20 protein-coding genes and 1 pseudogene are annotated in these 23111 nt (G+C 64.3%); 16 read left to right on the plus strand and 5 right to left on the minus strand.

Annotated elements, in window-relative coordinates:
- Positions 1–30: 30 nt before the first annotated feature.
- From J2T23_RS05400 to J2T23_RS05410, 3 genes are read right to left on the minus strand one after another with little or no spacing between them, the layout of a single operon-like run.
- Complete coding sequence (locus tag J2T23_RS05400; protein ID WP_307357827.1) at positions 31–1815, minus strand: ABC transporter permease; 1785 nt, start codon at positions 1813–1815, stop codon at positions 31–33.
- The gene (locus J2T23_RS05405; protein ID WP_307357829.1) at positions 1812–2909 is read right to left on the minus strand and encodes an ABC transporter ATP-binding protein; all 1098 of its coding nucleotides are present in this window, start codon (positions 2907–2909) and stop codon (positions 1812–1814) included. The genes J2T23_RS05400 and J2T23_RS05405 overlap by 4 nt, the downstream gene beginning before the upstream one ends.
- A 39-nt stretch (positions 2910–2948) precedes the next feature.
- Entirely contained in the window at positions 2949–4040 is a 1092-nt protein-coding gene (locus J2T23_RS05410) for a PrpF domain-containing protein (RefSeq protein ID WP_307357831.1), read from the minus strand.
- Between the two features lie 319 nt (positions 4041–4359).
- On the opposite strand from J2T23_RS05410, the gene J2T23_RS05415 reads away from it, so the two are divergent.
- The 6 genes from J2T23_RS05415 (at position 4360) to J2T23_RS05440 (ending at position 10750) form a co-directional block, all read left to right on the plus strand.
- Positions 4360–5028 carry a GntR family transcriptional regulator gene (locus J2T23_RS05415; RefSeq protein ID WP_223992974.1) on the plus strand — a complete coding sequence of 223 codons (669 nt, stop codon included), beginning with the start codon at positions 4360–4362 and terminating at the stop codon, positions 5026–5028.
- Between the two features lie 122 nt (positions 5029–5150).
- Positions 5151–6611: an FAD-dependent tricarballylate dehydrogenase TcuA gene (gene tcuA / locus J2T23_RS05420; RefSeq protein WP_307357834.1), complete on the plus strand. Its 1461-nt coding sequence runs from the start codon at positions 5151–5153 to the stop codon at positions 6609–6611.
- Positions 6612–6652: 41 nt separating this feature from the next.
- A complete protein-coding gene (locus J2T23_RS05425) occupies positions 6653–7288 on the plus strand; it encodes a GntR family transcriptional regulator (RefSeq protein ID WP_141159023.1) in 636 nt (211 codons plus the stop codon).
- A 312-nt stretch (positions 7289–7600) separates the two neighbouring features.
- Positions 7601–8518 (plus strand): intradiol ring-cleavage dioxygenase, encoded by a 918-nt coding sequence (locus tag J2T23_RS05430; protein WP_307357837.1) that lies wholly within the window; start codon positions 7601–7603, stop codon positions 8516–8518.
- Positions 8519–8634: 116 nt separating this feature from the next.
- Positions 8635–10095, plus strand: coding sequence for a polysaccharide deacetylase family protein (locus tag J2T23_RS05435; RefSeq protein ID WP_307357839.1), 1461 nt, complete (start codon positions 8635–8637; stop codon positions 10093–10095).
- A gap of 85 nt (positions 10096–10180) precedes the next feature.
- Positions 10181–10750, plus strand: a complete 570-nt coding sequence (locus J2T23_RS05440) for an SRPBCC family protein (protein WP_307358423.1) — start codon at positions 10181–10183, stop codon at positions 10748–10750.
- Positions 10751–10868: 118 nt separating this feature from the next.
- On the opposite strand, the gene J2T23_RS05445 is transcribed toward J2T23_RS05440, so the two are convergent.
- A complete protein-coding gene (locus tag J2T23_RS05445) occupies positions 10869–11972 on the minus strand; it encodes a LacI family DNA-binding transcriptional regulator (protein WP_307358425.1) in 1104 nt (367 codons plus the stop codon).
- A 167-nt stretch (positions 11973–12139) separates the two neighbouring features.
- Here J2T23_RS05445 and J2T23_RS05450 point away from each other — a divergent pair, with 167 nt between their 5' ends.
- From J2T23_RS05450 to J2T23_RS05475, 6 genes are all read left to right on the plus strand, one after another.
- A complete protein-coding gene (locus J2T23_RS05450; RefSeq protein ID WP_307357841.1) occupies positions 12140–13492 on the plus strand; it encodes an NAD(P)H-dependent oxidoreductase in 1353 nt (450 codons plus the stop codon).
- Positions 13493–13532: 40 nt separating this feature from the next.
- Positions 13533–14564, plus strand: coding sequence for a DctP family TRAP transporter solute-binding subunit (locus J2T23_RS05455; protein ID WP_307357843.1), 1032 nt, complete (start codon positions 13533–13535; stop codon positions 14562–14564).
- Between the two features lie 96 nt (positions 14565–14660).
- Positions 14661–16580: a TRAP transporter large permease gene (locus J2T23_RS05460; RefSeq protein WP_307357845.1), complete on the plus strand. Its 1920-nt coding sequence runs from the start codon at positions 14661–14663 to the stop codon at positions 16578–16580.
- 3 nt (positions 16581–16583) lie between these two features.
- A complete protein-coding gene (locus J2T23_RS05465; RefSeq protein ID WP_307357847.1) occupies positions 16584–17507 on the plus strand; it encodes an NAD(P)-dependent oxidoreductase in 924 nt (307 codons plus the stop codon).
- Positions 17504–17815 carry a putative quinol monooxygenase gene (locus tag J2T23_RS05470; protein WP_307357850.1) on the plus strand — a complete coding sequence of 104 codons (312 nt, stop codon included), beginning with the start codon at positions 17504–17506 and terminating at the stop codon, positions 17813–17815. The genes J2T23_RS05465 and J2T23_RS05470 overlap by 4 nt, the downstream gene beginning before the upstream one ends.
- Positions 17815–18321 (plus strand): gluconokinase, encoded by a 507-nt coding sequence (locus J2T23_RS05475; RefSeq protein ID WP_307357853.1) that lies wholly within the window; start codon positions 17815–17817, stop codon positions 18319–18321. The genes J2T23_RS05470 and J2T23_RS05475 overlap by 1 nt, the downstream gene beginning before the upstream one ends.
- 85 nt (positions 18322–18406) lie before the next feature.
- Here the strand turns inward: J2T23_RS05475 and J2T23_RS05480 are convergent, their stop codons facing one another.
- Positions 18407–19381, minus strand: coding sequence for an alpha/beta fold hydrolase (locus tag J2T23_RS05480; RefSeq protein ID WP_307357855.1), 975 nt, complete (start codon positions 19379–19381; stop codon positions 18407–18409).
- A gap of 141 nt (positions 19382–19522) precedes the next feature.
- On the opposite strand from J2T23_RS05480, the gene J2T23_RS05485 reads away from it, so the two are divergent.
- The 4 genes and pseudogenes from J2T23_RS05485 (at position 19523) to J2T23_RS05495 (ending at position 22724) form a co-directional block, all read left to right on the plus strand.
- Positions 19523–20563 carry an LLM class flavin-dependent oxidoreductase gene (locus J2T23_RS05485; RefSeq protein WP_307357857.1) on the plus strand — a complete coding sequence of 347 codons (1041 nt, stop codon included), beginning with the start codon at positions 19523–19525 and terminating at the stop codon, positions 20561–20563.
- Between the two features lie 34 nt (positions 20564–20597).
- Positions 20598–20761: pseudogene (locus tag J2T23_RS19870) on the plus strand (ABC transporter ATP-binding protein); the annotation flags it as partial.
- Positions 20762–20832: 71 nt separating this feature from the next.
- On the plus strand, positions 20833–21843 hold the full coding sequence (locus tag J2T23_RS05490; protein ID WP_307357859.1) for a ParA family protein: 1011 nt from the start codon (positions 20833–20835) through the stop codon (positions 21841–21843).
- Positions 21840–22724 (plus strand): SIR2 family NAD-dependent protein deacylase, encoded by an 885-nt coding sequence (locus J2T23_RS05495; protein ID WP_307357862.1) that lies wholly within the window; start codon positions 21840–21842, stop codon positions 22722–22724. The genes J2T23_RS05490 and J2T23_RS05495 overlap by 4 nt, the downstream gene beginning before the upstream one ends.
- Positions 22725–23111: the final 387 nt, after the last annotated feature.

The raw sequence follows: 23111 nt of genomic DNA on the forward strand, positions 1-23111 counted from the left end.
AGGGTGTCCCTTTCAAAGGTGGGTGTGAGGTCAGTTCTTGGTCTTGCGTTCGCCGCCGACTTTTTGGGCGATGACGGCGAGGATTCCGATGACGAGGCAGTACAGGACGCTCACGGCGGCAGCTGCCTGGCTCTGGCCGTTGTCGAAGTTGTCGAACACGAGGATGGACAGGATCCGGGTGTTCGAGGTGAAGAGGAAGATGGAGGCGCTGAGCTCACGCATGGAGAGCATGAGGAACAGCAGGAACGAGGACATGATGCCCACGCGCATCAAGGGCAGGGTGACGTCCAGGACGGACCTGGTCCGTCCGGCGCCGAGCATCACGGCGCTGTCCTCGAGGTCCTGGTCCATCTGGAGCATTGATGCGGAGACTCCGCGGTATCCCTGGGGCATGAACACTGCGACGCAGGCGACGGCGAGGATCGCCAGGGTGCCGTAAATGGGCAGCGGCAGGAGCAGCCAGGTCCAGAGCAGTCCGATGCCCATGACGATGGCGGGGACGGCAAGGGGGGTCATGGCGACCAGTTCGATCAGGCGTCCCACCTTGGACTTGGTGCGGTACCGGATGTAGGAGGCGATGAAGCTGAGGGTGGTGCCGGCGAAGGCTGCGATCAGGGCCACCAGGACACTGTTCTTCAGGGCGAGCTGGAAGTCGTTGGATCCCAGGACCTCGATCAGCTTCGCGAAGCTAAGGGAGTTGGCTTCGAGCAGCTGCGACATCGAGGACACGAACGGGGTGGCCTGCATCGAAGCGGCCAGCAGGGCCAGCATCGGCAGGACCACCGATACGGCGAAGTAGGCCAGGGCCAGGATGGTGAACGGCCAGCGCATCTTGCGCAGCGGCACTTGCCGGGGACGGTTGCCCTTGCCGGTCATGGTGGTGAACTTGCGCTTGTTGATGATGCGCTGCTGGATGAGGGTCACGGCCATCAGCGCAACGGTCAGGATCACGGCGACGCTGGCAGCCTGGTTGCTCTTGGCCGGGGTGGCGCTCATCAGGCGGTAGATATAGGTGGGCAGGGTGTCCACGCCGGCAGGGTTGCCGATGACCTGGGCCACCGGGAAGTTCTCCATGGTCAAGGCGAAGACCAGGACGGCGGAGCCCAGGATGGCGGGAAGGGCCAGGGGCAGGGTGACGGTCCGCAGCATGGTGCGCAAGGGCGCCCCGTGGACGGTGGCGGCCTCTTCGAGGTCGGCGTTCATCATCGACAGTGAGCTGTGCAGCAGCAGGAAGGCGTACGGGGCGTAGAAGATTCCCAGCACGAACACCAGGCCCGGGAGGCTGTAGATGTTGATGGCGGCATCAATGCCCAGGTCGCGGAGGAAGATGTTGATGTAGCCGGCGCTGGGCGAGCACAGCAGCGACCAGGCCAGGGCACCCACCAGGGCGGGGATGAACATCGGCGCCATGCCGATGAAGAAGATGAACTTCCGCCACGGCGCATCGGAACGGGCACACACGAAGGCCAGGAATGCCCCGATCAGCAGGGCGATGATCGCTGAGCCGGCACCGACCATGAGCGAGTTGACCAGGGCCCCGAGTGCTTCCGGGGTGGCCAGCAGGGCCAGGTTGGACAGTGTCAGGCCGCCCAGGGAGATGCTGCCGGGCCGGGGAACGCTGTCCGAGAACGCGGCCAGCAACACCAGGGCAAGGGGGAGGACGATGAGGACGCCGAGGATGACCAGGACGATCAGGCCCGGCGTGTTCTTCCGGAGGCCCGAAAGGGTCCGGGCTGCACGGTAGTCCCGGGGCGCCGGCATGGGTGCGAGGCGGGCGTCGGCGCGGGTGGCCGCCTCGGTGGTCTTGAGGCTCATGCGAGGACCTCAGCCGGCAGGATCTGGACTTCGCGGGGGTTGACGGTCACCCACACGCGGTCTCCCACTTTGTGCTGTTCGCCGCGGCGAAGTCCGCCCAGGGCATCAAGCTCGGGCCCGGATTCCAGTTGGATGGCGTACCGGATGTCATTGCCCTGGAACCCCGCTACCCGGACCGTTCCCGGCCATGAGTTGGGGTGTTCGGTGGGCATGGCGGTGATCTGCAGGTCCTCGGCCCGAATGCACACCTTGGGGGAGGTCCCGGCGTCACTGGCCAGCTGGGCCGACTGGACGGTGAGCTCGCTGTTGGCGATGCGTGCGGTGGTGGACCCGGCGGCGGTGCCCTCGGGCGTGCAGTCCATGATGTTGGAAACACCGAGGAAGTGGGCGATTGACGCGCTGGCGGGTGCCTCGTACATGTGCTGGGGTGCGCCCATCTGCACAATCCGGCCGCCCTGGAGCAGGGCGATGCGGTCTGCGAGGGCGAAGGCTTCGTGCTGGTCGTGGGTGACGTACACGCAGGTGAGCCCGAGCTGGAGCTGGATTTCACGCAGTTCAACCCGGAGCCGGTCACGCAGGCGGGCGTCAAGGTTGGAGAGCGGTTCGTCGAGCATGAGCACGCTGGGCCGCATGACCAGGCTGCGTGCCAGGGCCACGCGCTGCATCTGGCCGCCGCTGAGCAGGCTGGCGCCGCGGTCGGCGTAGGGCTCCAGGCCCACCAGCGTGAGGGCCTCCATGACCCGCTCATCGATTTCGCTCTTGGAGAGCTTCTTCTGCTTGAGGGAGTAGGCAACGTTCTGGGCCACCGTCATGTGCGGCCATACCGCGTAGGACTGGAAGACCATGCCGACGTTGCGCTTGTTCGGGGGCAGGTTGATGCCTTTTTCGGAGTCGAACACCACCACGTCGTCGATGATGATCCGCCCCGAGGTGGGCTCTTCCAGGCCGGCGATGCAGCGCATGGTGCTGGTTTTGCCGCAACCGGACTGGCCCAGGAGTACCAGGGCCTCGCCGTCTTCAATGTCGAGGTTGAGGTTTTCGATGGCAGTGAAGCTTCCGTACTTCAGCTGCAGGTTTTGAATGCTGATTTTCATGGCTGATTCCTTGGCTGGGTTTTTCCGGTAGGGGTTTCTTCAGTCACTGGGCACCAGGATGGTGCTTTCGCTGATGACGCGGGCCGAGCGTTGAAAGGAGACTTCGGCGGGATCGGCTGCATCCAATGCCAGCGCCGTCTTGCCTTTCAGCAGGTGGATAAAGAGTCCGGCCTCCGCCGCCGGAACCACGCTGCGCTGCACCACGCTGCCTGTTGTGCCCGAAGCGGCAGCGACGGCGACGGCGCTGGTGAGGCCGATGGCGGGGTGCAGCGCGGTCATCGAGATCATCCGGGCCGAAACGCCGGTTGCGCCTGCTGGCGGAGGCCCCACGATGCCCACCTTCGGAATGGAGCTGAGGTCCTGCGGCAGTCCCATCCTGCAGGCGGCCGCAGCGCGCAGCTTCGGAGCGATCCGGACCAGCGCCTCCAAAGCTTCCTCGCTGCCGGTTGCGTCCAGCCCCAGGTCCTGTGCGGCAAAGAGCGCAGCCGGGGCGCCCGCGTCGATCAGTGTCGCCTGGTACCGCTTCCCGTCGACCTCGATGTCATCGATGGCGTTGCCTGTGGGGAACTGTGCTCCGTAGCTGGACCAGGAGGACTTCTGGAAGATGACGTCGATGGGGACGCCGGGGTAGTGCTGGCCGTCGAGGCGCCGCCCGCCGTAGGCCGGTACCTGCGCCCCCGGGGTGGGGATCTCGCAAACGAGGCGCAGCCCGGTCACGGTGTTCAGGATGGGGACCCGGGTGACTTCCCCGGTGGGAGCGACCAGCCCGGCATGGAGCGCGTACAGGCCCAGCGCTGTGGCGCAGTTGCCGCAGTTGCTGGCCCACTCCACGGCCGGCTTGTCGATGGCCACCTGGGCGAACCGATAGCGGACCGTTCCGTCCGGGTCGGTGCCCGCCACAGTGATCGCCTTGCTGGTGGTGGACGAGGCGCCCCCCACTCCGTCGATCTGGCGGAGGTCCGGCGAGCCGAAGGTGCGGATGAGGAGACGGTCCGTCTCCAGGGCGTCAGCCGGAAGGTCCTCGTCACGGAATATCCAGCACTTGCTGGTGCCGCCACGGACGAGGGTGGCCGGTACCGGGGTGACCGGGAGGGTGCCGGCCTGCGGCTCTTCCCTGAATAGAAGCGTCATTGGTTCTCCTGAAATACCCCGCGCTGCCGTGTGCAGTCGCCGGATAAATGTTCAAAGCTGGGCAAACCGGAATCCGGTAATTGCTGTGCTGTATGGCGTTGGTCACAAACGGTATACCGTTGATATGACTTAAGCAACAGTCATTTGAATATGAATACCGACACGGCAGCCTTGGTGTCTTGCGGGGCGAGATGGTGTGCTGAAAATCGGTACGGTGTTCACAGCGCGCCGAAACGGTATGCAGTGCGTTAGAATTGCGGCTAAAGGTATGGCGCCGGCGCGTCCTGCCGCTTGTTTGCATGAAGACCGGAGGCCGCCCGTGGCGTCGCAACCAGAGACAAGCCCCTACCTGATGATCAGGAACGCCATCATCTCGCAGGAGCTGCCTCCCCGTGCCCAGCTCGTTGAAAGCGCCCTGGCCAAGAAGTACAACGTCTCCCGGACGCCCATCAGGGAAGCCTTGCGGCGCCTCGAAACCGAGGGGCTCGTGGAGCGCTACGGTTCGCGGATGCAGGTGCGGGAGTACCGCCCGGAGGAGATGCTGGACCTCTACGAGGTGCGGACCTTCCTGGAGGAGGCCGCCGCAAAAACCGCGGCTCTCCGGCACACCGACATGGACCTGATGCTGATCGACCGCGCCCACCAGGCCATGGTCACCCTTGATTTCGATGCTGCCACTCCGGCTGAACTGGCCGCCGCCAACCGCACCTTCCATGAGCGCATCTGGGCCGCCAGCCACAGCGCCGCCCTCCTTGACCTGCTGGACCGGATCCTGGTCCACTTCATCCGCTACCCCGGCACCACGCTCTCCACCAAGGAGCGCTGGGACCGCGTGCTGAAGGAGCATGAGGAGCTGTTGGTGGCCATCCGCGCACGGAACGCGGAGGAGGCTGGCCGCATCGCCAGCGCCCACATGGACGAGGCAAAGAACATCCGCATCCAGATGTACATCGACGCCCAGGAAATCAGCCACCCGCGCCTGGGATAGCCACAAATCCCGGCATTAAACCCTCCCGCCAAGCCCGTGAAGCCTGCGCCAAGGCGCTATTGCATGCTACGGCATACCTATGTATACAATCGTGTACAGCGATGGAGCTGAGGAGATTGACGATGATCAAGAGCGACGTTTTGGTAGTGGGCGGCGGCAACGCCGGATTTACGGCAGCACTTGCAGCCGCCGAGCGTGGACGCAAAGTGGTCCTGCTCGAAAAGGCACGGGAAGCCGCATCGGGCGGCAACAGCTTCTACACCGCCGGTGCCACGCGCATCTCCCACGACGGGCTCCAGGAGCTGATCGAATTCGTGGAACCTGATGAGCGGCACGCCGCCAGCGAGGTCCCCGCCTACACCGCCGCCGAATACCTTGCCGATCTGTCCAAGGTCTCGGAAGGGCGCAACGACCCCGAACTCTCCGCGGTCCTGGTCAGCGAAAGCAACCCGACCCTGCGCTGGCTTCAGGGCATGGGACTCAAATACCGCCTGATGTACGAACGCCAGGCGTACCGGACCCAGGACGGCGGGTACCTGTTCTGGGGCGGACTGCACGTGGGCAATGTGGGCGGCGGCAAGGGGCTGATGGCCGACCACCGCGCAGCTGCTGAGCGCATGGGCGTTGAGGTCATCTACGACTGCGCAGCCACCGGCCTCATCCAGGAGGACGGCCGGGTGCGCGGGGTCCGGTACCGCAGCTCATCCGGAGAAGGTGAGCTCCGGGCCGAGTCGGTCATCCTCGCCTCGGGAGGGTTCGAGGCCTCACCTGAACTGCGCCGCCGGCACCTGGGGGAGGGCTGGCAGAACGCGAAGGTACGCGGCACGCCGGGCAACACCGGTGAGATGATCCTCGCCGCATTGGACGCCGGCGCGGCCAGGGGCGGCGATTGGTCAACCTGCCACAGCGTGGCCTGGGATGCCTGGCACCCGGAGAACGAGGGCAACCTGCAGCTCACCAACCAGCTCACCCGCGGCGGGTACCCGCTGGGCATCGTGGTGAACAGCGACGGGAAGCGGTTCGTGGACGAGGGCGCCGACTACAGGAACTACACCTACGCGAAGTACGGCCGGGACATCCTTGCCCAGCCGGGCTCGGCCGCCTTCCAGATCTTTGACGCTTCTTCCCGCCCCATGCTGCGCGCCGAGGAGTACGACATGCCGGGCGTCTCGGTGGTCACCGCTCCAACCCTCGCCGAGTTGGCCCAAAAGGCCGGCATCAGCCCCGAGGGTTTGGAAGAAACGGTGAAAGGCTTCAATGCTTCGATCACCGGCAGCTCGCCCTTCGACCCCAACGTCAAGGACGGACGCCGGGCCGACACCCAGCCGCCGAAGAGCAACTGGGCCCGCAGCATCGCCACGGGCCCGTTCTACGCTTTCCCGGTGACCTGCGGCATCACCTTCACCTTCGGTGGCCTCAAGACGGACACCTGGGGCCGCGTGCTCACCGAAGACGCGGAGCCGCTCGAAGGGCTGTATGCCTGCGGCGAAGCGCTGGGCGGACTGTTCAGCGGAAACTACCCCGGCGGCTCCGGGCTTGCGGCGGGCGCCGTCTTCGGCCGCCGCGCCGGCTCCATCGCCTAGGCAACCCAGCAGCCCCCACCAGCAACGGAAAAGAGGAAAAAGTGGCCAGTCCCATCCACCAGCGGCTCCGCGAGGATGTCCTCGCGAGCGTCTTTGCGCCTGACGAGCCCCTCACGGAGGCCAAGCTCACCGAGCGTTACGGGGCATCCCGGACCCCGGTGCGGGAGGCGCTGCAGCGGCTGGAGCAGGACGGGCTGGTGGAGCGGCGCGGCAAGGCGGTGGTGGTCCGCACGCATTCGGCCGAGGAGATCATCGACATTTACGAGTCGAGGATCATCCTGGAGCAGGCAGCCGCCGCCAAGGCTGCCGTCAAGGCAACGGCCCTGGACCGTCAGCTGCTCACGGGGCTGCTGACGCAGATGCAGCAGCTGGATCCCAGTGACGGCCGGGCGCTCGCCGAAACCAACCGCGCCTTCCACGCCCAGCTGTGGCACGCCACGCACAGCCCGTCGCTGATCGGACTGCTGGAACGCCTTGACCAGCAGGTGCGCCGGTACACCCTCACCACCCTGACCTACCCGGGACGGTGGCCGGTGGTGCTGGCGGACTACGCCGAGCTGCTGGCCGCCATCGGGGACGGCGACTCCGGGCGTGCGGGTGAGATCGCCGCCCGCCACATGTCCGACGCCTTGAACATCCGGCTGAAGATGTACGCCGAGGATCCCAGGACGCTCTAGGCCGCAGCGTCCGCACCAGACCCGCCGGCAGATGTTCCTGCATACTCCATCGCAACAGGAAACCCGAAAGTCGGGCGCAGGGCATCGGCCGGTGCAAAGAGGCGGGGCAGGCTCCAAGGGGCCTGCCCCGCCTCGCTTTTCCGGCGCCTTATGCGCCGGGCCGGCTTCGCTGGAAGGGACGACGACGGCGGCGGGCGGGTGCCGCCGTCGTACCTTCCCCCGGCCGGCCGTGCAAGAAGCTCCGTCCGAACGCACAGCAACGGCACAGCAGCAACCGGCCCACGGCATAGCCCCGTGCGGTTTCCTTGCATCATGAGCACTTCACGCGCACCCCGCCAGCCCGACCTTGACCAGCCGCACCCCGACCATGACCGGGGGCTGGAGTTTGACCTGAACACCCTGGTGAGCCGCAGGTCCCTGGGACTGTTCCTGGGCGCGGGCGGTGCGGTGGCCGCGCTCGCCGCGTGTTCACCGGCCGGAAACACGGGTTCCACCTCGCCGGCAGCAACCACGACGGCGGCAGCCACCACGTCCGCCGCATCTGCCACGGCCTCGGACACCGGCACCGCCACGCCAACGCTGACGCGGGCCATCGCCGAGTGCGGGGTGGAAATTCCGCAGGAAACCGCGGGCCCCTATCCTGGCGACGGTTCCAACGGGCCGAACGTCCTGGAAGCGTCCGGAGTGGTGCGCCGGGACATCACCTCAAGCTTCGGCACAGCTTCCGCGAAGGCCGAGGGCATTCCGCTGACGTTCACGCTGACCCTCCTGGACAACGCCAACGGCTGCGCCCCGATGGCCGGCGCCGCGGTGTACGCGTGGCACTGTGACCGGGACGGAAAATACTCGATGTACGACTCGAGCCTGAAGAACGAAAACTACCTGCGCGGTGTGCAGGAAGCCGATGCCAACGGGCAGGTCACCTTCACGTCGATCTTCCCGGCCGCCTACTCCGGGCGCTGGCCGCACATCCATTTCGAGGTGTTCGAGTCGATGAACAACGCAACGGCTGCCGGGCAGGTCCTGGCCGTCTCCCAGATCGCCTTGCCCAAGGCGGCCTGCGACGACGTCTACGCCACCCCCGGATACGAGAAGAGCATCACCAACATGACCCGCACCACCCTGAAATCGGACAACGTCTTTGGGGACGACGGCGGCATCTACCAGCTGGCAACAATGAGCGGTTCAGCCGCTGGCGGCTACACAGCGGGACTCAACGTGACCATCTAGGCTGCCGCAGCTCCCCGGTTCCAGGCCACTGCCTCCGGTTTCGTCATGTGGGCCTGGTAGTAAGGGACAATCGAGAGGTCAACACCTGAGGAGCGTGCGGATCGATGGGGCTGGGTATGGGGCGCACCCGCGGGAGCGTGGCTGTTGCCTGCCTGCGTATGCTCGTTGCCTCGCTCTGCGCAGCGGCGGTGCTGGCCAGCGGTGCTGGCAGTGCGGTGGCCCCTTCCCTGCTGCAGTCCCATGACCGGGTTTCCAGCCAGCCGCGGGTGGTGCCGATGCCACCGCCATTGTCGGACGTGCTGGATCAGCCGGCCGCTGTCCCGGGCGGGTACCCGATGGCCTTGACGGCCCAGGTGGGAAACCACCACGTCCACGCGTCCTGGACCTACGTTGACGGGCTGGCCGCCTTCAACGCCCAGATCGACTCGTGGCTGCTGGGACTCCTGGATGGGGCGGCTCCGGCGGGTGGCCGCTACCGGCCCGCGATGGCACTGAACGCCGGCCAGCACCAGGGCCGGGAAATGGTCATTTCGGCCAAACCCGTCCAGGCCAAGGGCAATGTGCTCGTGGTCCGTCAAAGGGTGTCGGACGCCGGGCCGGAGGGAGTCAGCGCGATGGCGTCCGCCACCGTTTATGTCGACCTGGCCACCGGCGCGGCCCGCAACGGCACCGACCTGCTGAGGCCTGACGCCATACCGGCCATCCAGGCACGTGCGGCGGGCGTCCCGGCCGACATCGCGGCCCGCGCCCCTCAAGGAATCCCGACCGACCTTGTCCTCAGTCCGGAAGGCGAACTGACCGTCTCCGCAGGGCAGCCCGGCATGCCCGGCCGGGAGGTGACGGCCACGATGGATGCCGCAGACACGGCGGCTGCCCTCAGCGATTACGGCCGCCAAGTGCTGGGGCAGCTGAACGCCGCCGCAGCACCGCGCCCGGCAAGCGCCCCGGCCCACAGGCACGTGAACTGCGATATAGTCCCCTGCGCTGCACTGACCTACGACGACGGGCCCGACCCCCGCACCACGCCCCAGTTACTGGACATCCTGAAGGCCAACGACGCGCAGGCCACGTTCTTCATGACCGGGTCCAACACCACCGCCAACCCGGCCACCGCCAGGCAGGTTGCCGAGGCCGGGTACGCAATCGGCAACCACACCTTCAGCCACCCCTACCTGACCAAGCTGTCCCCGCCCGCGATCAGGAAAGAGATGGACCGGACGGATGCCGCGATCCTGGCCGCCACGGGTTCCACTCCCAGCATGATGCGTCCGCCGTACGGCGCGGCCGATGCAACTGTCCAGGCGGCAGTGGGCAAACCATTGATGATCTGGGCCGTGGACTCGCTGGACTGGCAGAGCAAGAATCCGGCGGCCTTCGTGCCCAAGGTGCTGAAGGAGACCACGCCCGGCGCGATGGTGCTCATGCATGACGTCCAGCCCTCGACAATATCCGGGCAGCAGGAACTGATTGCGGGCTTGCAGGGGCAGGGTTACAAGCTGGTGTCCGCCCCCCAGCTCTTCGAGGGGATTCCGCTGCTGCCGGGGCACGTTTACCGGTCCCGGCCGGCGCGGCCGTAGGCGGCCGTAGGCGCGGCGTCCGTTGACCACAAACAACGGCGTGCGTACTGTGGGCCGCCTATTCATCCTCGCCGCGGAGGCAGCCATGGGCGATTCGAAAAGCAGCACCGACTATGAGTTCCTGACCGTCTGGCGCGTGGCCGGGACACCACGGGAGGTGGTGGACGTCCTGGGGGATGCCGGCACGCTTCCGCGCTGGTGGCCATCGGTGTATCTGGACGTCGAGCCCCTGGATACGGGCAATCCGGACGGCACCGGCAAGGCGTTCTTCCTCCACACCAAAGGCTGGCTGCCCTACACGCTCAAGTGGCAGCTCACCCTCACGGAGCCCGTTACGGAGCAGGGTTTCGCGCTGTCCGCGCGGGGCGACCTCAACGGCACCGGACGCTGGACGTTCGAGCAGGACGGGCCTGAAACGGTGGTCACCTATGACTGGCGGGTCAGTGCGGCGAAACCGCTGCTGCGGCGGCTGGGCTGGCTGCTCAAGCCGGCATTTGCCGCGAACCACCGGTGGGCGATGGCGCGCGGACAGGAGGCGCTGGCGCTGGAACTGCGCCGACGGCGGCCGGGCGCCGACCCAGCCAAAATCCCGGCGCCCGCTGGCCCCACGTTCGCACGCCTGTCCCGCTGGCAGCAGAAGGCTACGCACACCTGACGTGACCGGCCGGTTTTGCTGGAAGGTTCGACGACGGCGCCGGGTGAGTGCCGCCGTCGACCATTTTTGCGGGTGCTTTTCTCCAGGGCCGCCTTCCAGGGCTGGACCCTGCAGGCCTTTAGCGCGCGACCGGGGCGGTAACGGGCGCGCAGCTGTTGCGCGGAAGGTAGTCCGCTTTGACCTCGATGCGGCGGGCCCCGTCCGGAAGTTTCCCATGCATCCGCCCAAGCACAAGCTCGATGGCATGGACGGCGAGCATGTCGAGTGGCTGGCGGATGACGCTCAGCGGGGGAGAGGTGAGTTCAGTCCAGGGATTGTCGTCAAAGACGATGAGCGAAAGCTGATCGGGGATGTCAGTGCCCATTTGGACGAGCCTGCGGACTGAACTTTGCACCTGTGCCGTGTTGGCAACGATGAGTGCTGTTGGCGGCTGGCGCATCGCAAGCAGCGATCCTACGGCGTCCCCGCCCGCGTCCCCGCGAAAAGGTACGTCACGTATCAGCGTGGGGTCTACTGGCAGGGAGGCGTTCCGGTGTGCAGCCCTGTAGCCGTTCAACCTCGCACTCCCGGTGGAGGTGGTAAGCGGGCCCGTGATCAGCCCGATCCGGGTATGGCCCAGGCTGATGAGATGCTCGGTTGAGCGTTGTCCCGAGTCAAAGTTTTCGATGCTGACAACATCGACATCTTCGAGTTCTTCGATGGCACGGTCGATGAAGACGACATTGACGCCGAGGTCGCGCAGGCGCCTCCATTTTTCGATGTTGCCCCCGGTGGGAGTGGCAATGACGCCACTGACCGACCGGTCCAGCAACGTATCCAGGGAGTCCGCCTCCAGGTGCGGATCCTCCTGCGTGGTCATCAACACCACCTGCACGCCATGGCTGCGCGCCTCCCAGACGATCCTGTCCGCCAGGCGGGCGAAGAACGGGTTGGAGAGATCGGTGACCACCAGGCCGATGGTGAGTGCATGCCCGGCGCTGAGTTCACGCGCTGCCGCCCTGGGCCGGTAACCCAGTTCATCGATGACCCTCAAGACCTCTTGCCTCTTTGCGGGTGCGACCGGTCCCGACTCCGGGTTCAGTACCCGTGAGACCACAGAGACGGATACTCCCGCAGCAGACGCTACGTCGCGAATGGTAGGCGCTTTGCGCACCGCTCCTCCTTGAGACACAAGACTTTCGTGGTTATGACCTACGCGATTTCTTTCAGCCGTTTGCTTCATGACGCCGGGCTGGAAGGTGATCGTTGACACAGCTTATCAGCAGCTGGTACAAAAGTGGAACCGGTTCCACTCCGGACGCTTTTCCCACAAAACGCGACAAAGAAGTTGTGCCATCCGGCAAGCCGGAGGTGCTTTTCTTTGGCCAAGCACCCCCTAGAGAGATTCCCGTGAACCTTCATAAACTCCTCAGCGAGCGTGAGCAGCAGTCCCGTCCCATCCGCGTTGGACTGATCGGCGCCGGCCGCTACGGGACCATGTACCTGGCGCAGGCCAACAACATCCCCGGCATCCACGTTGTTGCCATTGCCGACATCAACGTCAAGCGGGCGCAGGGGGCCTTCGAGCTGGTGGACTGGCCTGCTTCCCAGGTAGCTCCCGATATCGCTACGGCGCTGAAGGACCGCTCCACCGCCATCGTCGCCAGCGCTGACGAACTGTTCGACGTGGACATCGACGTCATTGTCGAAGCCACCGGTAACCCGATCGTCGGCATCAAGCACGCCCTGAAGGCAATCGAAACCAAGAAGCACATCATCATGGTGACCGTCGAAGCTGATGCCCTTGCCGGCCCTGCGCTGGCCAAGCGGGCCGAGGAAGCAGGCGTGGTCTACTCCATGGCCTACGGGGACCAGCCGGCCCTCATCATGGAACTCGTCGACTGGGCCCGCACCAGCGGCTTTGATGTGGTTTGCGCCGGCAAGGGCGCAAAATACCTGGAGCACTACCACGAGATGAACCCGGACAACGTCTGGGAGAACTGGGAGTTCTCCAAGGAATTGACCGACTCCGGCCAGCTCAACCCCTACATGCACACCTCGTTCCGCGACGGCACCAAGGCCGCCATCGAAATGGCGGCAGTGGCCAACGGCGCGGGGCTGGCCCCCTCCGATTCCGGCCTGAGCTTCACACCGGGCAACGTTGAAGAGATCGCCACCATCTGCCGCCCGGCCGCCGTCGGTGGATCCCTGGCCCACGAAGGAAGCGTCGACGTCATGTCCAGCGTCAACCGCGACGGCAGCTGGATCAGCCACAACACCCAGGAGGGCGTCTTCGTCGTCGTCAAGGCAACCAACAATTACGTTTCCGGCTGCTTCAACGAATACCCCTGGCACCCGGACCCCACCGGCCAGTACGCCGCCCTGTACCGCCCCTACCACTACGTAGGCCTCGAACTGAACATGTCCATCGCCAACGCAGCCCTCCGCGGCATCCCCACCGGCGGGCCCGTCGGCTTCTATGGCGATGTGGTCGCTACCGCCAAGAAAGACCTCAAGGCCGGTGAATTCCTCGACGGCGAAGGCGGCTTCACGGTGTGGGGCAAGCTGGTTTCCGCCAAGCACTCGGTCTCCACCGGCGCCCTCCCCGTCGCCCTGGCCCACCACGTGGAGCTGCGTAACGATGTGCCCAAGGGAGCGATCGTTGGTTGGGACGATGTCATCATTGATGACTCCCTGTCCCAAGCGCTGGAACTCCGCCGCGAAACCGAAGCGCTGATTTCTGCCCCCGTCACCGTCTCCTGAACCAGTACCACCGCATCCTTCCAATGAAGAAAGGCATCGAATGAACTTCAAGACCCGCGCCATCACCGGGGTACTGGCAACCAGCCTGGCCGCCGCCCTGCTGTCCGGCTGTGCAGGCGGAACCCCCGCCGGCCAAAGCGCCCCGGTGGCCAAGATCCAGCTCTCCATCCCTGACCCGCTGACGTCCTCGGTCGGCGTCACCGCCCAGCACTTCGCCGACCAGGTCAAGAAGACCTCCAACGGTTCCGTCCAGGTCACCGTGGTACCCAACGGCACGAGCTTCAGCGGGGACCAGAACGCCGCCGTGACCCGGCTGCAGGGCGGATCACTCGACGGACTCATCCTGTCCACCTCCGTCTACGCCTCGGTGGTGCCGGAAATGAACGGCATCAGCATCCCCTACCTCTTCTCGGACACCAAGGAAGAGGCAAAGTTCCTGGCTGGAGAACCTGGAAAGGTCCTGAAGGACAAGCTGGCGGCAAAGGACACCGTGGCACTCGCCTTCCTGACCCGGACCGGCCGCGAGATCACCAACTCCGTGCGCCCGATTGAACAGCCGTCCGACCTGAAGGGGCTGAAGATCCGGGTGCCGGGCAACACCCTGTGGACCGACTTCTTCGGCAAGCTGGGCGCAAGCCCCACGACCATGGCCTTCTCCGAAGTCTTCACCGGCCTGCAGACCGGAACGATCGACGGCCAGGAAAACCCGATTGAGGTTCCCTGGACGAACAAGTTCTCCGAGGTGCAGAAATACGTCTCGATGACCAACCACATCAACGACGCCTGGGTGCTGGCCCTGTCATCGAAGAAGTGGGATTCCCTGACGGAGGACCAGAAGAAGGCGCTCACCGCCGCCTCAGAGGAAACGGCCACCTTCAAGACCGGTTATGACGAGGAACAGTCCAAGAAGCAGCTGGATGAACTGGCAGCCAAGGGCATGAAGGCCAACGAGCTCAGCGCGTCCGGGCTCGCCGAATTCAAGGCCACCTCCCAAAGCCTCTACCCGGAGTTCTCCAAACTCATCGGCAAGGAATTCTTCGACCAGGCCATCGCCTTCACCGGCAAGAAGTAGCAAGGACGGGTGGGAGCCCACAAGGCGGCTCCCACCCGTGCCAGCACCCCACTCCCCACACACATCCCGCTCTCAATGTCGACAGTCTGGAAAACCATGAAACCCACCGTTGCTCCCCAGGACTACGAGGAAGTCCTTCCCCTCGAAGCGGAGGAAATCCTCCACCACGACCACGTGCCAGACCGCTGGAGCGGCGCAGCTTGGCTCGACAAGACGCTCGAAGGGATTGTGGGAGCGGCGATTCTCGCGGAGCTCGTGGTCATCCTCCTGAACATCACCGTCCGCCTCATTACCGGTGATTCAGTGCTTTGGACACAGGAAGTGTCCGAGATTGCCCTGCTGACCATTGCCTTCATCGGCGGCGCCATCGCCTACCCGAAAGGCGCACACATGTCCGTCCAGGCGCTCATCATGCGCCTGCCCGCATCCTGGAAGCCGTACCTCGCGGCGCTGGTCGACTGGCTCGTCTTTGTCATGAGCGCCGGCGCGCTTGCCCTGTTCGTGCCCACCCTCGTCCAGCAGGTCGAGGAAAAGACTCCAATCCTTCAGCTGCCTGTGTTCTGGGTCAACCTGCCCTTCTCGGTGGGCATGGTCCTCATCGCCTGGTTTGCCCTGGTCAAACTTCGGCGCCAGGCCTGGCGACCCGCCGTCGTCGGTGCCGGAATCGCAGCCGCCCTCGTCGCCGTCGTCCTGATCTCCCCGCCGCTGTTCTACTACGCCTCACCGAACGTCCTGCTCGTGGTGGTCCTCGTGGCCCTGTTCGGCCTGCTGTTCCTGGGACTGCCCATTGCGTTTGTCCTGGCCCTCGCCTCCGGCATCTACCTGTACCTCGGCGGCATTTCCGACGTAAGCGCCATCCCCATCGGCATGGCGTCCGGAGCCAAGGGATTCGTCCTGCTGGCCATCCCGTTCTTCATCCTGGCCGGCACGGTCATGAACTCGGCCGGCCTCACCCTGCCGCTGGCCAAGCTCGTCGATGCACTGATCGGCCATCTCCGCGGCGGCCTGCTGCAGGTGGTGGTGGTCACCATGTACATCTTCTCCGGTATCTCCGGCTCCAAGGTCGCCGATGTCGCAGCAGTGGGCACCACCATGCGCGGCATGCTCGAAGAGCGTAAGTACCCGCGTGGAGAAGTGGTCGCCGTGCTGTCGGCGTCGGCCATCATGGGCGAAACCATCCCGCCCAGCATCGTCCTGCTCATCCTGGGCTCCATCACCACCATCTCGACCACCACCCTCTTCCTTGCAGGCTTCGTGCCGGCAGCCTTCCTCGCCCTGGTGGTCATGGCACTGGTCTTCCTGAGGGCGCGCAAGCAGGGAGGCGTCCCAAGCGCCAAGGCCACGTGGCGGGCCCGGGGCTCCGCCACGTTCTTCGCCTTGCCGACGCTCCTGCTGCCCGTGGGCATGGTGGTGGGGATCCTCAGCGGATTCGCCACCCCCACGGAAGTTTCCTCGGTCGCCGTCGCCTACGCCTTCGTGCTCGCGGCAGCCTACCGCCGCGGCAGCAGGCGCCTGTTGGGGGACACCCTGCGTGAAACAACCACGACGGCGGGCATGGTGCTGTTCATCATCGCCGCGGCGTCGCCCCTGGCGCAGACCCTCGCCCTGGCCGGCGTCTCACAGCAGATCCACGACCTGATGTCCGGGCTGGGCGATTCCCCCATCCTGTTCATGCTCTTCACGGTGGTGCTGCTGATCATCATGGGCCAGCTCCTCGAAGGCCTGCCAGCGGTGCTCATCTTCGCGCCCCTGCTGCTGCCGATCGCCACCGACTTCGGCGTCAACCCCGTGCAGTACGCCATGGTCCTCATCATCTCCATGGGCATCGGATCCTTCGCCCCGCCGGCAGGGGTTGGCTTCTACGTCGCCTGCGCCACCGCCCGCGAAACCGTGGAAAACAGCCTCCAACACTTCTGGCCCTACCTGGTAGCGGTGTTCGTCGGCCTCCTCGTCCTCGCCGCCGTGCCCTGGTTCAGCACCTTCCTTCCCGCCCTCGCCGGCCTGATCCCCTTCTAGCCCATGACAGAAACCAAACGTCCCTCAGCGCTCGATCCCGGTGTCTCCGTCTCGCTGCTCGGCACCGGCCCCATGGGAGCCCCCATCGCCCGGAACATCATCAACGCCGGGGTACCCCTGACGCTGTGGAACCGCACCCTCCAGAAAGCCGAAGCCATCGAAGGGGGGACAGTAGCGCTCCGGCCGGCGGAGGCCGCGGCGGATGTGGTCCTCACCGTTCTGCCGGACCTGCCCCAGGTCGAAGCACTCCTGGAAGGCGAGGACGGCCTGCTCGCGGGGTGGGCGCGGACAGGCGTGGCTGAACCTGTCCTGGTCATCCACGGCACCCTGTCCCCCACGGCGGTCACCGCCTTCGCAGCCCACTGCAAGTCCCGTTACGGGGTGGTGGTCATCGACGCACCGCTCAGCGGCGGGACCATCGGGGCGGAGCAGGGCCGGCTGAGCATCATGACCGGCGGGCCCGGGAGTGTGGTCGAATGGCTCACTCCGCTTTTCAAGCTCTACGGCTCCACGGTCATGTGGTTCGGGGAGGCCGGCGCCGGGGCCATCGTGAAAGCCTGCAACCAGATCGTGGTGGCGGCAACGGTCACCGCCCTGTCGGAATCCATGGCGCTGGCGAAGGCGTCCGGCCTGGACCTGGAAAAGGTCCAGGCCATCCTCAAGGGCGGCCTGGCCAACTCTGAAGTCCTCCAGCAAAAAGGCGAACGCTGGGTTTCAGGGGACTTCCACGGTGGCGGTTCGGCCAAAAACCAGCTCAAAGACCTGCGCTTTGTCACGGAGGCGGCCGCGGATGCCGGACTCGCACTGCCCGTCGCCAACACCCTGACCTCGGCATTCCAGGCAATGGTCACCGAGGGTCTCGGGGACCTTGACCACACAGGCATTTATCTGAGCGTCACCAGCAATCGAGTAAAGGAACCATCATGACCATCGTCGTCACTGCAGTCTTCACGCCCAACGACGGCGCCCGCGACCAGGTTGTCGCGGCCCTCAAGCCCGCCATCGCCGAGGTCCACGAGGAAACCGGATGCCTTCTGTACGCCATCCACGATGCGCCGAACGGCCAGATCGTCATGATTGAGAAATGGGAGAGCGCCGAGCTGCTCGACGCCCACGGAGTGGGGGACGCCGTGAAGCGGCTCAACGCCTCCCTCGAAGGACTCCTGGCAGAACCCGTCGAGGTCACCCGCCTGACGCCCATTCCCGCCGGCACTGCCCGGCAGGGCGCCCTGTAATGCCCCAGAGCATCGTGGTGATGGGGGTCTCCGGTGCAGGGAAATCCTCCGTCGGCCAGGCGCTCGCCACCCGGCTCGGCGCCAGTTTCGTCGATGGCGACACCCTGCATCCGGAAGCAAACATCAGGAAAATGGCTTCGGGCGTTCCCCTCACGGACGATGACCGATGGCCGTGGCTGCACCTGGTGGGTACCAAGCTGTCCGCCAGCACCGAAAAACCAACCATTGTTGCCTGCTCAGCACTGAAACGAAGCTACCGGGACGCCATCCGGACGGCCGCGCCTGCCACCACGTTCATCCTGCTGAAAGCCGACAGGCCGGCACTGCAGGACCGCCTCACCCAACGCCCCGGACACTTCATGCCGGCGTCGCTGCTCACGTCCCAGCTGGAAACCCTGGAGGAGCTGCAGACCGACGAATCCGGCCTGATGGTCGAGTCAACAGGGGGCATCGACCCAACCGTCGAACGCATCCGACGGCTGCTGGAGCAATCAGCAGCTGACTGAGCCTCCCCTTGCTGGAAGGTACGACGACGGCGGCGGGTGAGTGCCGCCGTCGAACCTTCCAGCGGGGTGCTTTCCTCGGGGACGGTCAGCCTGCAGCTGACGGTGTGGGGGAGTCCTGCCGCTGGGTGACACGCTGGATGAACTCGACCGTCTCGCGCTCTGTCTCTGCGCGGGTGGTGGGTTCGTTGTGCACCTCATGCCGGACGCCGGGGAAGACGCGGGTGCGGACGTCCGCGTGGCCCGAATCCGCTAGGCGGTTTGCCACGTGGTAGGCGCCTTCGCCGTAGTTGGTCACGGGGTCCTGGTCGCCGGCGAGGATCAGCACGGGGAGGTCCGCGGGGAGCTGTTTGTACCAGTCGTCCGAGGTGACCTGGTCGTAGAGGTCCACGAAGCCCTGCAGGAACCGTGCGCTCAGCGGTGCGCCGAAGTTGTTGAAGGGGTCCCTCCCGTGGTCGGTGACGACGTCGGCGTCCAGCGCCACCCAGGCGGTGGGGCCGGCGTCTTCTCCCAGGCGGCCCAGGAAACCGTCGAACAACTGGCCCACCAGTTCCTCAGGCGCGGGTTCCGCTGCACTCTCGCCGGAGGCAAGCCGTGCCAGTTCCGGCCGGTTGATCCTTTTCTCGATGCCACGCATTTGGGCGGCGATTCCGCAGAGGATCAGGCCGGAAAGCTGCGCACCTGGATTGACGGCCATGCCGCGGGCGATCATGGAGCCCCAGCTGTGGCCGAACACCACGTACGGAAGCTGGGGGAGTGCCTCCCTGGCTTTGGCCTGGAGGGTGACCTCGTCCGCCACCACCACGCTGGCTGCGTCCTCCCCGGCATCGCCCCACGTGCCCTGCTGCATCGCGGTGCGCCCGTGCCCGGAATGGTCGCCTGCCACCACGATGAATCCCGCGTCCACCAGGGTGGAGATGAGGTGGAGGTAGCGGCGGGAGTGCTCGCCGAGCCCGTGGATCAGCTGCACGATGGCCTTGGGTTGGCCGATGGGCTCGTAGACCCACGCCTGGATGGTGTCACGGCCGTTGGCGGACGTGAATTCGATTTCCTGCAATGACATGTATTCCTCCTGTGGCGGGCCGTCGCTGGCTCGTGGTGAGCCTAACCACAAGGCCGTCATGTGCGTCAATGCTTGCTGGTTCATTTAAGGGGCTTCCGCCTAGTCTGAAACCAGCCCCGTCCGCCGCTTTGAAGGAAGCCGATGCCGCACCCCAACCGTCCCCTGCGCAAGCTGGGGTTTCTGACCATTGGCTTGTTTGATCCGGCAAACCCGGCTGCGGGCCACGAGTCCACGTTGCAGATCATCGAGCTGGGGGAGCAACTGGGATTCGACAGTGCCTGGCTGCGCCACCGGCACCTGCAGTTCGGGATTTCTTCGCCTGTGGCGGTGATGGCTGCGGCGAGCCAGCGCACCTCGCACATTGAGCTTGGCACTGCCGTGACGCCGCTGGGCTGGGAGAACCCGCTGCGCCTGGCCGAGGACCTGGCCACCGTGGACCTGCTCGCCGGCGGACGGATCAACCCCGGCGTGAGCGTGGGCGAACCGATGCAGTACGACACGGTGAAGCACGAGCTGTACCCCGATACGGCGGACGTGGAGGACTTCAGTTACGCCCGCGTGGAGCGGTTTGCGCGTTTGGTTGCCGGGGAGACGGTCCGGGAGTTTTCCGGTAAGCAGGGCGTGGTGGAGGAGTTTTCGAACCGCGTGGAGCCGCACTCGCCAGGGCTGCGGAGCCGTCTTTGGTATGGAGCCGGGAGTACGAAGTCAGCGGTATGGGCGGGTTCGAATGGGTTCAATCTGCTCTCCAGCAGCGTGATCTTCCCCGACAAGGACCAGGAGCCCGACTTTGCCTTGGTCCAGCAGTCGCAGATCCGGGCGTTCCGGGAAGCGGCTGCTGCTGCCGGCCACGATGGGGCCCGGGTGTCGCAGGGGCTGGTGGTGATCCCCACCGATTCGGCGACTGCGGCCCAGCGGGAGAAGTACCAGCGGTACGTGGACGAACGCACTCCACGGACTGCCGCTCCGCAAGGGCCGCGGGGCATGATGTTCGCGGCTGATCTGATCGGCACCAGCGAGGAGATCGCCGAACAGCTGTACGCCCACGCGGGCTTCCAGGAAGTGGACGAAGTGGCCTTCGCACTCCCCTTCAGCTTCGACCACGAGGATTACGTTCAGATACTTACGGATATTGCGAGGATGCTGGGGCCGGCTTTGGGATGGGCACCGGCAGAGGGCGACTAACTCGCAGTTCATTTCCGGGCTGATCATGCCGGCCATGATTGCGCACCGCCTGTCCACGATCCGCGACGCCGACCTCATCTTGGTGATGGAGGCCGGCCAGATTGTGGAGCAGGGCAGCCACGCTTCGCTGCTCGCTGCGGTGGAGCTTACGCGCGGGTGTACGAGGCGCAGTTCGCCGATCCGGCGGCGGACGTTTAGAAGTGGGGCTTGGGGCGGACACGAGGCGCAGTAATTGAAGGAAACCCCATTGAATCGGCTAAGTTCTCTACATGAAATCATTGGCGTTCTTCAATAACAAAGGCGGAGTCGGGAAGACCACTCTTGCTTGTAACATGGCGCATTATCTTTCTAGTAACTTCAATCTGAAGACACTCGTTGTTGACTGCGATCCTCAGTGCAACGCTACGCAGCTGCTGCTACAGGACGAAGAATGGTTAGACATTTACGAGGACCGAAGTTCCTCGGAACGGAAGACAATTCTCAAAGTCCTCACGCAGATTCGCTCGGGTGATAGTGGGATTGATACAGATTTCGTTGTCCATCGCAGCGAACGGTTTGGCGTGGACGTTCTGGCAGGTCACCCGACTTTGTCAGCGGTAGAAGACAAGCTCAGCCAGTCATGGACTGATTTTAGAGCGGGAAGTTTCGGTGGCGCGAGGAGGAGTAGATGGGTCGCTGCCCTCGTCGCGGCAACCGACTACGACTTGATCGTCTTCGACGTCGGGCCAAGCCTAGGTGCCCTAAACCGTTCTGTGCTTATCGGCACTGACAAGTTCGTAACGCCAATGGCCGCTGATCTCTTCAGCCTTTACGCCCTAGACAACATCACGGAGTGGATCAATAGTTGGACGCACGATTACGAGGCTGCAATTGCAGCTGTTACTCGTGAAAACATTGGATTGCCAGGCGTCCTAGATTTGCCTCAGACATCAGGAATAGAGCAGGGTTTTGTGGGCTATACGATCCAACAGTATGTCAGCAAACGAACCGGTAACGAGGTTCGCTCTGTTGCAGCCTATGACCGCTTCAAACTTCAAATACCGGAACGTGCAAGGATGCTGACCAAGTTTGCGGCGCCGGACGTGATCGACCCTGCCCTTGGAGTTGTACCCAACATGTTTTCCATGATCCCGCTAGCACAAAGCGTCCACGCTCCCATACTGGAACTGTCGCCCAAGGACGGAGTTCGCGGTGCTCAAGTTTCGCAGCAGCGCGCCTATTCTGATCAGTTGAAGTCCATAGGTGACGCCCTCGCTGAAAACGCAGGACTGAAGCGATGACGATCGCTACGGCGTCAGCGGCCAGCCTGCTAACAAAATGGCCGGACAATCTCGTTCAGCGCATCATTGCCGAAGACTGGGCTTTGGTCATTGGAGCGGGGCTATCCAGGAATGCTTCCAACGGTCACTCTAGCCCTCTTGGCTGGAAGCAGTTGATCGAGCAGCTCAGCGCGACCTTTACAAGTGGGGATGAAAGGAAACTGGTTGATGAATTGGTGCGACTTGGTCAGTTTCTAGATGCTGCGGAGGTTGTGAAACAAAGCGCTGTGGCCGCGGGCAAGGAGCATGACTTTAGGGCAATGATTCGCGCGGCAACGGACGGCGCAGTTGGTGCTCCTTTTAAGGCATCGCAGTTGCACGAAAAAATTATCAACGAATTAGCTCCCTCTCTCATCATTACTACCAATTATGACCGACTGATAGAACGTGCAAGTGATCACGGTTATAGTGTCCATCGGCCAGGCGACCTTAATCTGGGCGCGGACGTGCGGACCGGAACACCGGCTTTAGTGAAGCCGCACGGCACCGTTGACGATCTCAGCAATATCGTGCTTACTCGCTCTGACTATGCGACGATCCGCCATAGGGCCGCAGAACTTTATAGAGTGATGGAGGCCATTTTCTTAACGAAGACATGTCTTTTTATTGGTTATTCTTTTCAGGATCCCGATTTGATGCTGCTTCTCGAAAATTCATTTGGAGGCGCTAGTCGGGCTGGGGCCCATTATTGGCTAGCTCCATCTGACGGGCCGATGTATTTGCAGCGTCTTTTTCAAGAACATTATGGAATAGAGATGATTACCTACGACCCCAGAGATTCGCATGTTGAAATGAAAAGTATGATTGAAGCGCTGTGCTTTACGGTCTCATCTTCTCGCTAACTAGCAAATTCATTTCCGGGGTTCCACTTTGCTGAGTGGCGTCATGCCCCCGGTTTCTTCCTGAGCAGACAAAATTGTGCTTATGAGTGCTTGCTTTAAGGCACACTGCCCTGGATTGGTTGCAAGACAAACAGCAGCACTCTAAGAGTGTGGGGCTTGGGGCTCTTCGCAGTTCGCCCGAGCGGGGCCGAATAAACCGTGAAGAGCCCCAAGACGTCCCGCTGTTGCCGGGGCAAACTAAGACCCAAAGTAGCTTGGTCTGACACCGGACGGATGGCTACTTGACGCTAGGCGAGTAGCGTAAACTCCAACTTCCCAAGCGGGACCAGACATCACGAGCCCGCTTCTTCCCCGTAGTACACGGACACACAGCGCAACGTTCCGGCC

Origin of the sequence: Pseudarthrobacter niigatensis, assembly GCF_030812615.1 — a bacterium.
GTDB lineage: Bacteria > Actinomycetota > Actinomycetes > Actinomycetales > Micrococcaceae > Arthrobacter > Arthrobacter niigatensis.

What these genes read in the sequence shown, in the direction of transcription:
- J2T23_RS05400 (WP_307357827.1), bottom strand. Translation starts at nt 1,815, where the DNA reads ATGAGCCTCAAGACCACCGAGGCGGCCACCCGCGCCGACGCCCGCCTC.
- J2T23_RS05405 (WP_307357829.1), bottom strand. Translation starts at nt 2,909, where the DNA reads ATGAAAATCAGCATTCAAAACCTGCAGCTGAAGTACGGAAGCTTCACT.
- J2T23_RS05410 (WP_307357831.1), bottom strand. Translation starts at nt 4,040, where the DNA reads ATGACGCTTCTATTCAGGGAAGAGCCGCAGGCCGGCACCCTCCCGGTC.
- tcuA (WP_307357834.1), top strand. Translation starts at nt 5,151, where the DNA reads ATGATCAAGAGCGACGTTTTGGTAGTGGGCGGCGGCAACGCCGGATTT.
- J2T23_RS05430 (WP_307357837.1), top strand. Translation starts at nt 7,601, where the DNA reads ATGAGCACTTCACGCGCACCCCGCCAGCCCGACCTTGACCAGCCGCAC.
- J2T23_RS05435 (WP_307357839.1), top strand. Translation starts at nt 8,635, where the DNA reads ATGGGGCGCACCCGCGGGAGCGTGGCTGTTGCCTGCCTGCGTATGCTC.
- J2T23_RS05440 (WP_307358423.1), top strand. Translation starts at nt 10,181, where the DNA reads ATGGGCGATTCGAAAAGCAGCACCGACTATGAGTTCCTGACCGTCTGG.
- J2T23_RS05445 (WP_307358425.1), bottom strand. Translation starts at nt 11,972, where the DNA reads ATGAAGCAAACGGCTGAAAGAAATCGCGTAGGTCATAACCACGAAAGT.
- J2T23_RS05455 (WP_307357843.1), top strand. Translation starts at nt 13,533, where the DNA reads ATGAACTTCAAGACCCGCGCCATCACCGGGGTACTGGCAACCAGCCTG.
- J2T23_RS05460 (WP_307357845.1), top strand. Translation starts at nt 14,661, where the DNA reads ATGAAACCCACCGTTGCTCCCCAGGACTACGAGGAAGTCCTTCCCCTC.
- J2T23_RS05465 (WP_307357847.1), top strand. Translation starts at nt 16,584, where the DNA reads ATGACAGAAACCAAACGTCCCTCAGCGCTCGATCCCGGTGTCTCCGTC.
- J2T23_RS05470 (WP_307357850.1), top strand. Translation starts at nt 17,504, where the DNA reads ATGACCATCGTCGTCACTGCAGTCTTCACGCCCAACGACGGCGCCCGC.
- J2T23_RS05475 (WP_307357853.1), top strand. Translation starts at nt 17,815, where the DNA reads ATGCCCCAGAGCATCGTGGTGATGGGGGTCTCCGGTGCAGGGAAATCC.
- J2T23_RS05480 (WP_307357855.1), bottom strand. Translation starts at nt 19,381, where the DNA reads ATGTCATTGCAGGAAATCGAATTCACGTCCGCCAACGGCCGTGACACC.
- J2T23_RS05485 (WP_307357857.1), top strand. Translation starts at nt 19,523, where the DNA reads ATGCCGCACCCCAACCGTCCCCTGCGCAAGCTGGGGTTTCTGACCATT.
- J2T23_RS05490 (WP_307357859.1), top strand. Translation starts at nt 20,833, where the DNA reads ATGAAATCATTGGCGTTCTTCAATAACAAAGGCGGAGTCGGGAAGACC.
- J2T23_RS05495 (WP_307357862.1), top strand. Translation starts at nt 21,840, where the DNA reads ATGACGATCGCTACGGCGTCAGCGGCCAGCCTGCTAACAAAATGGCCG.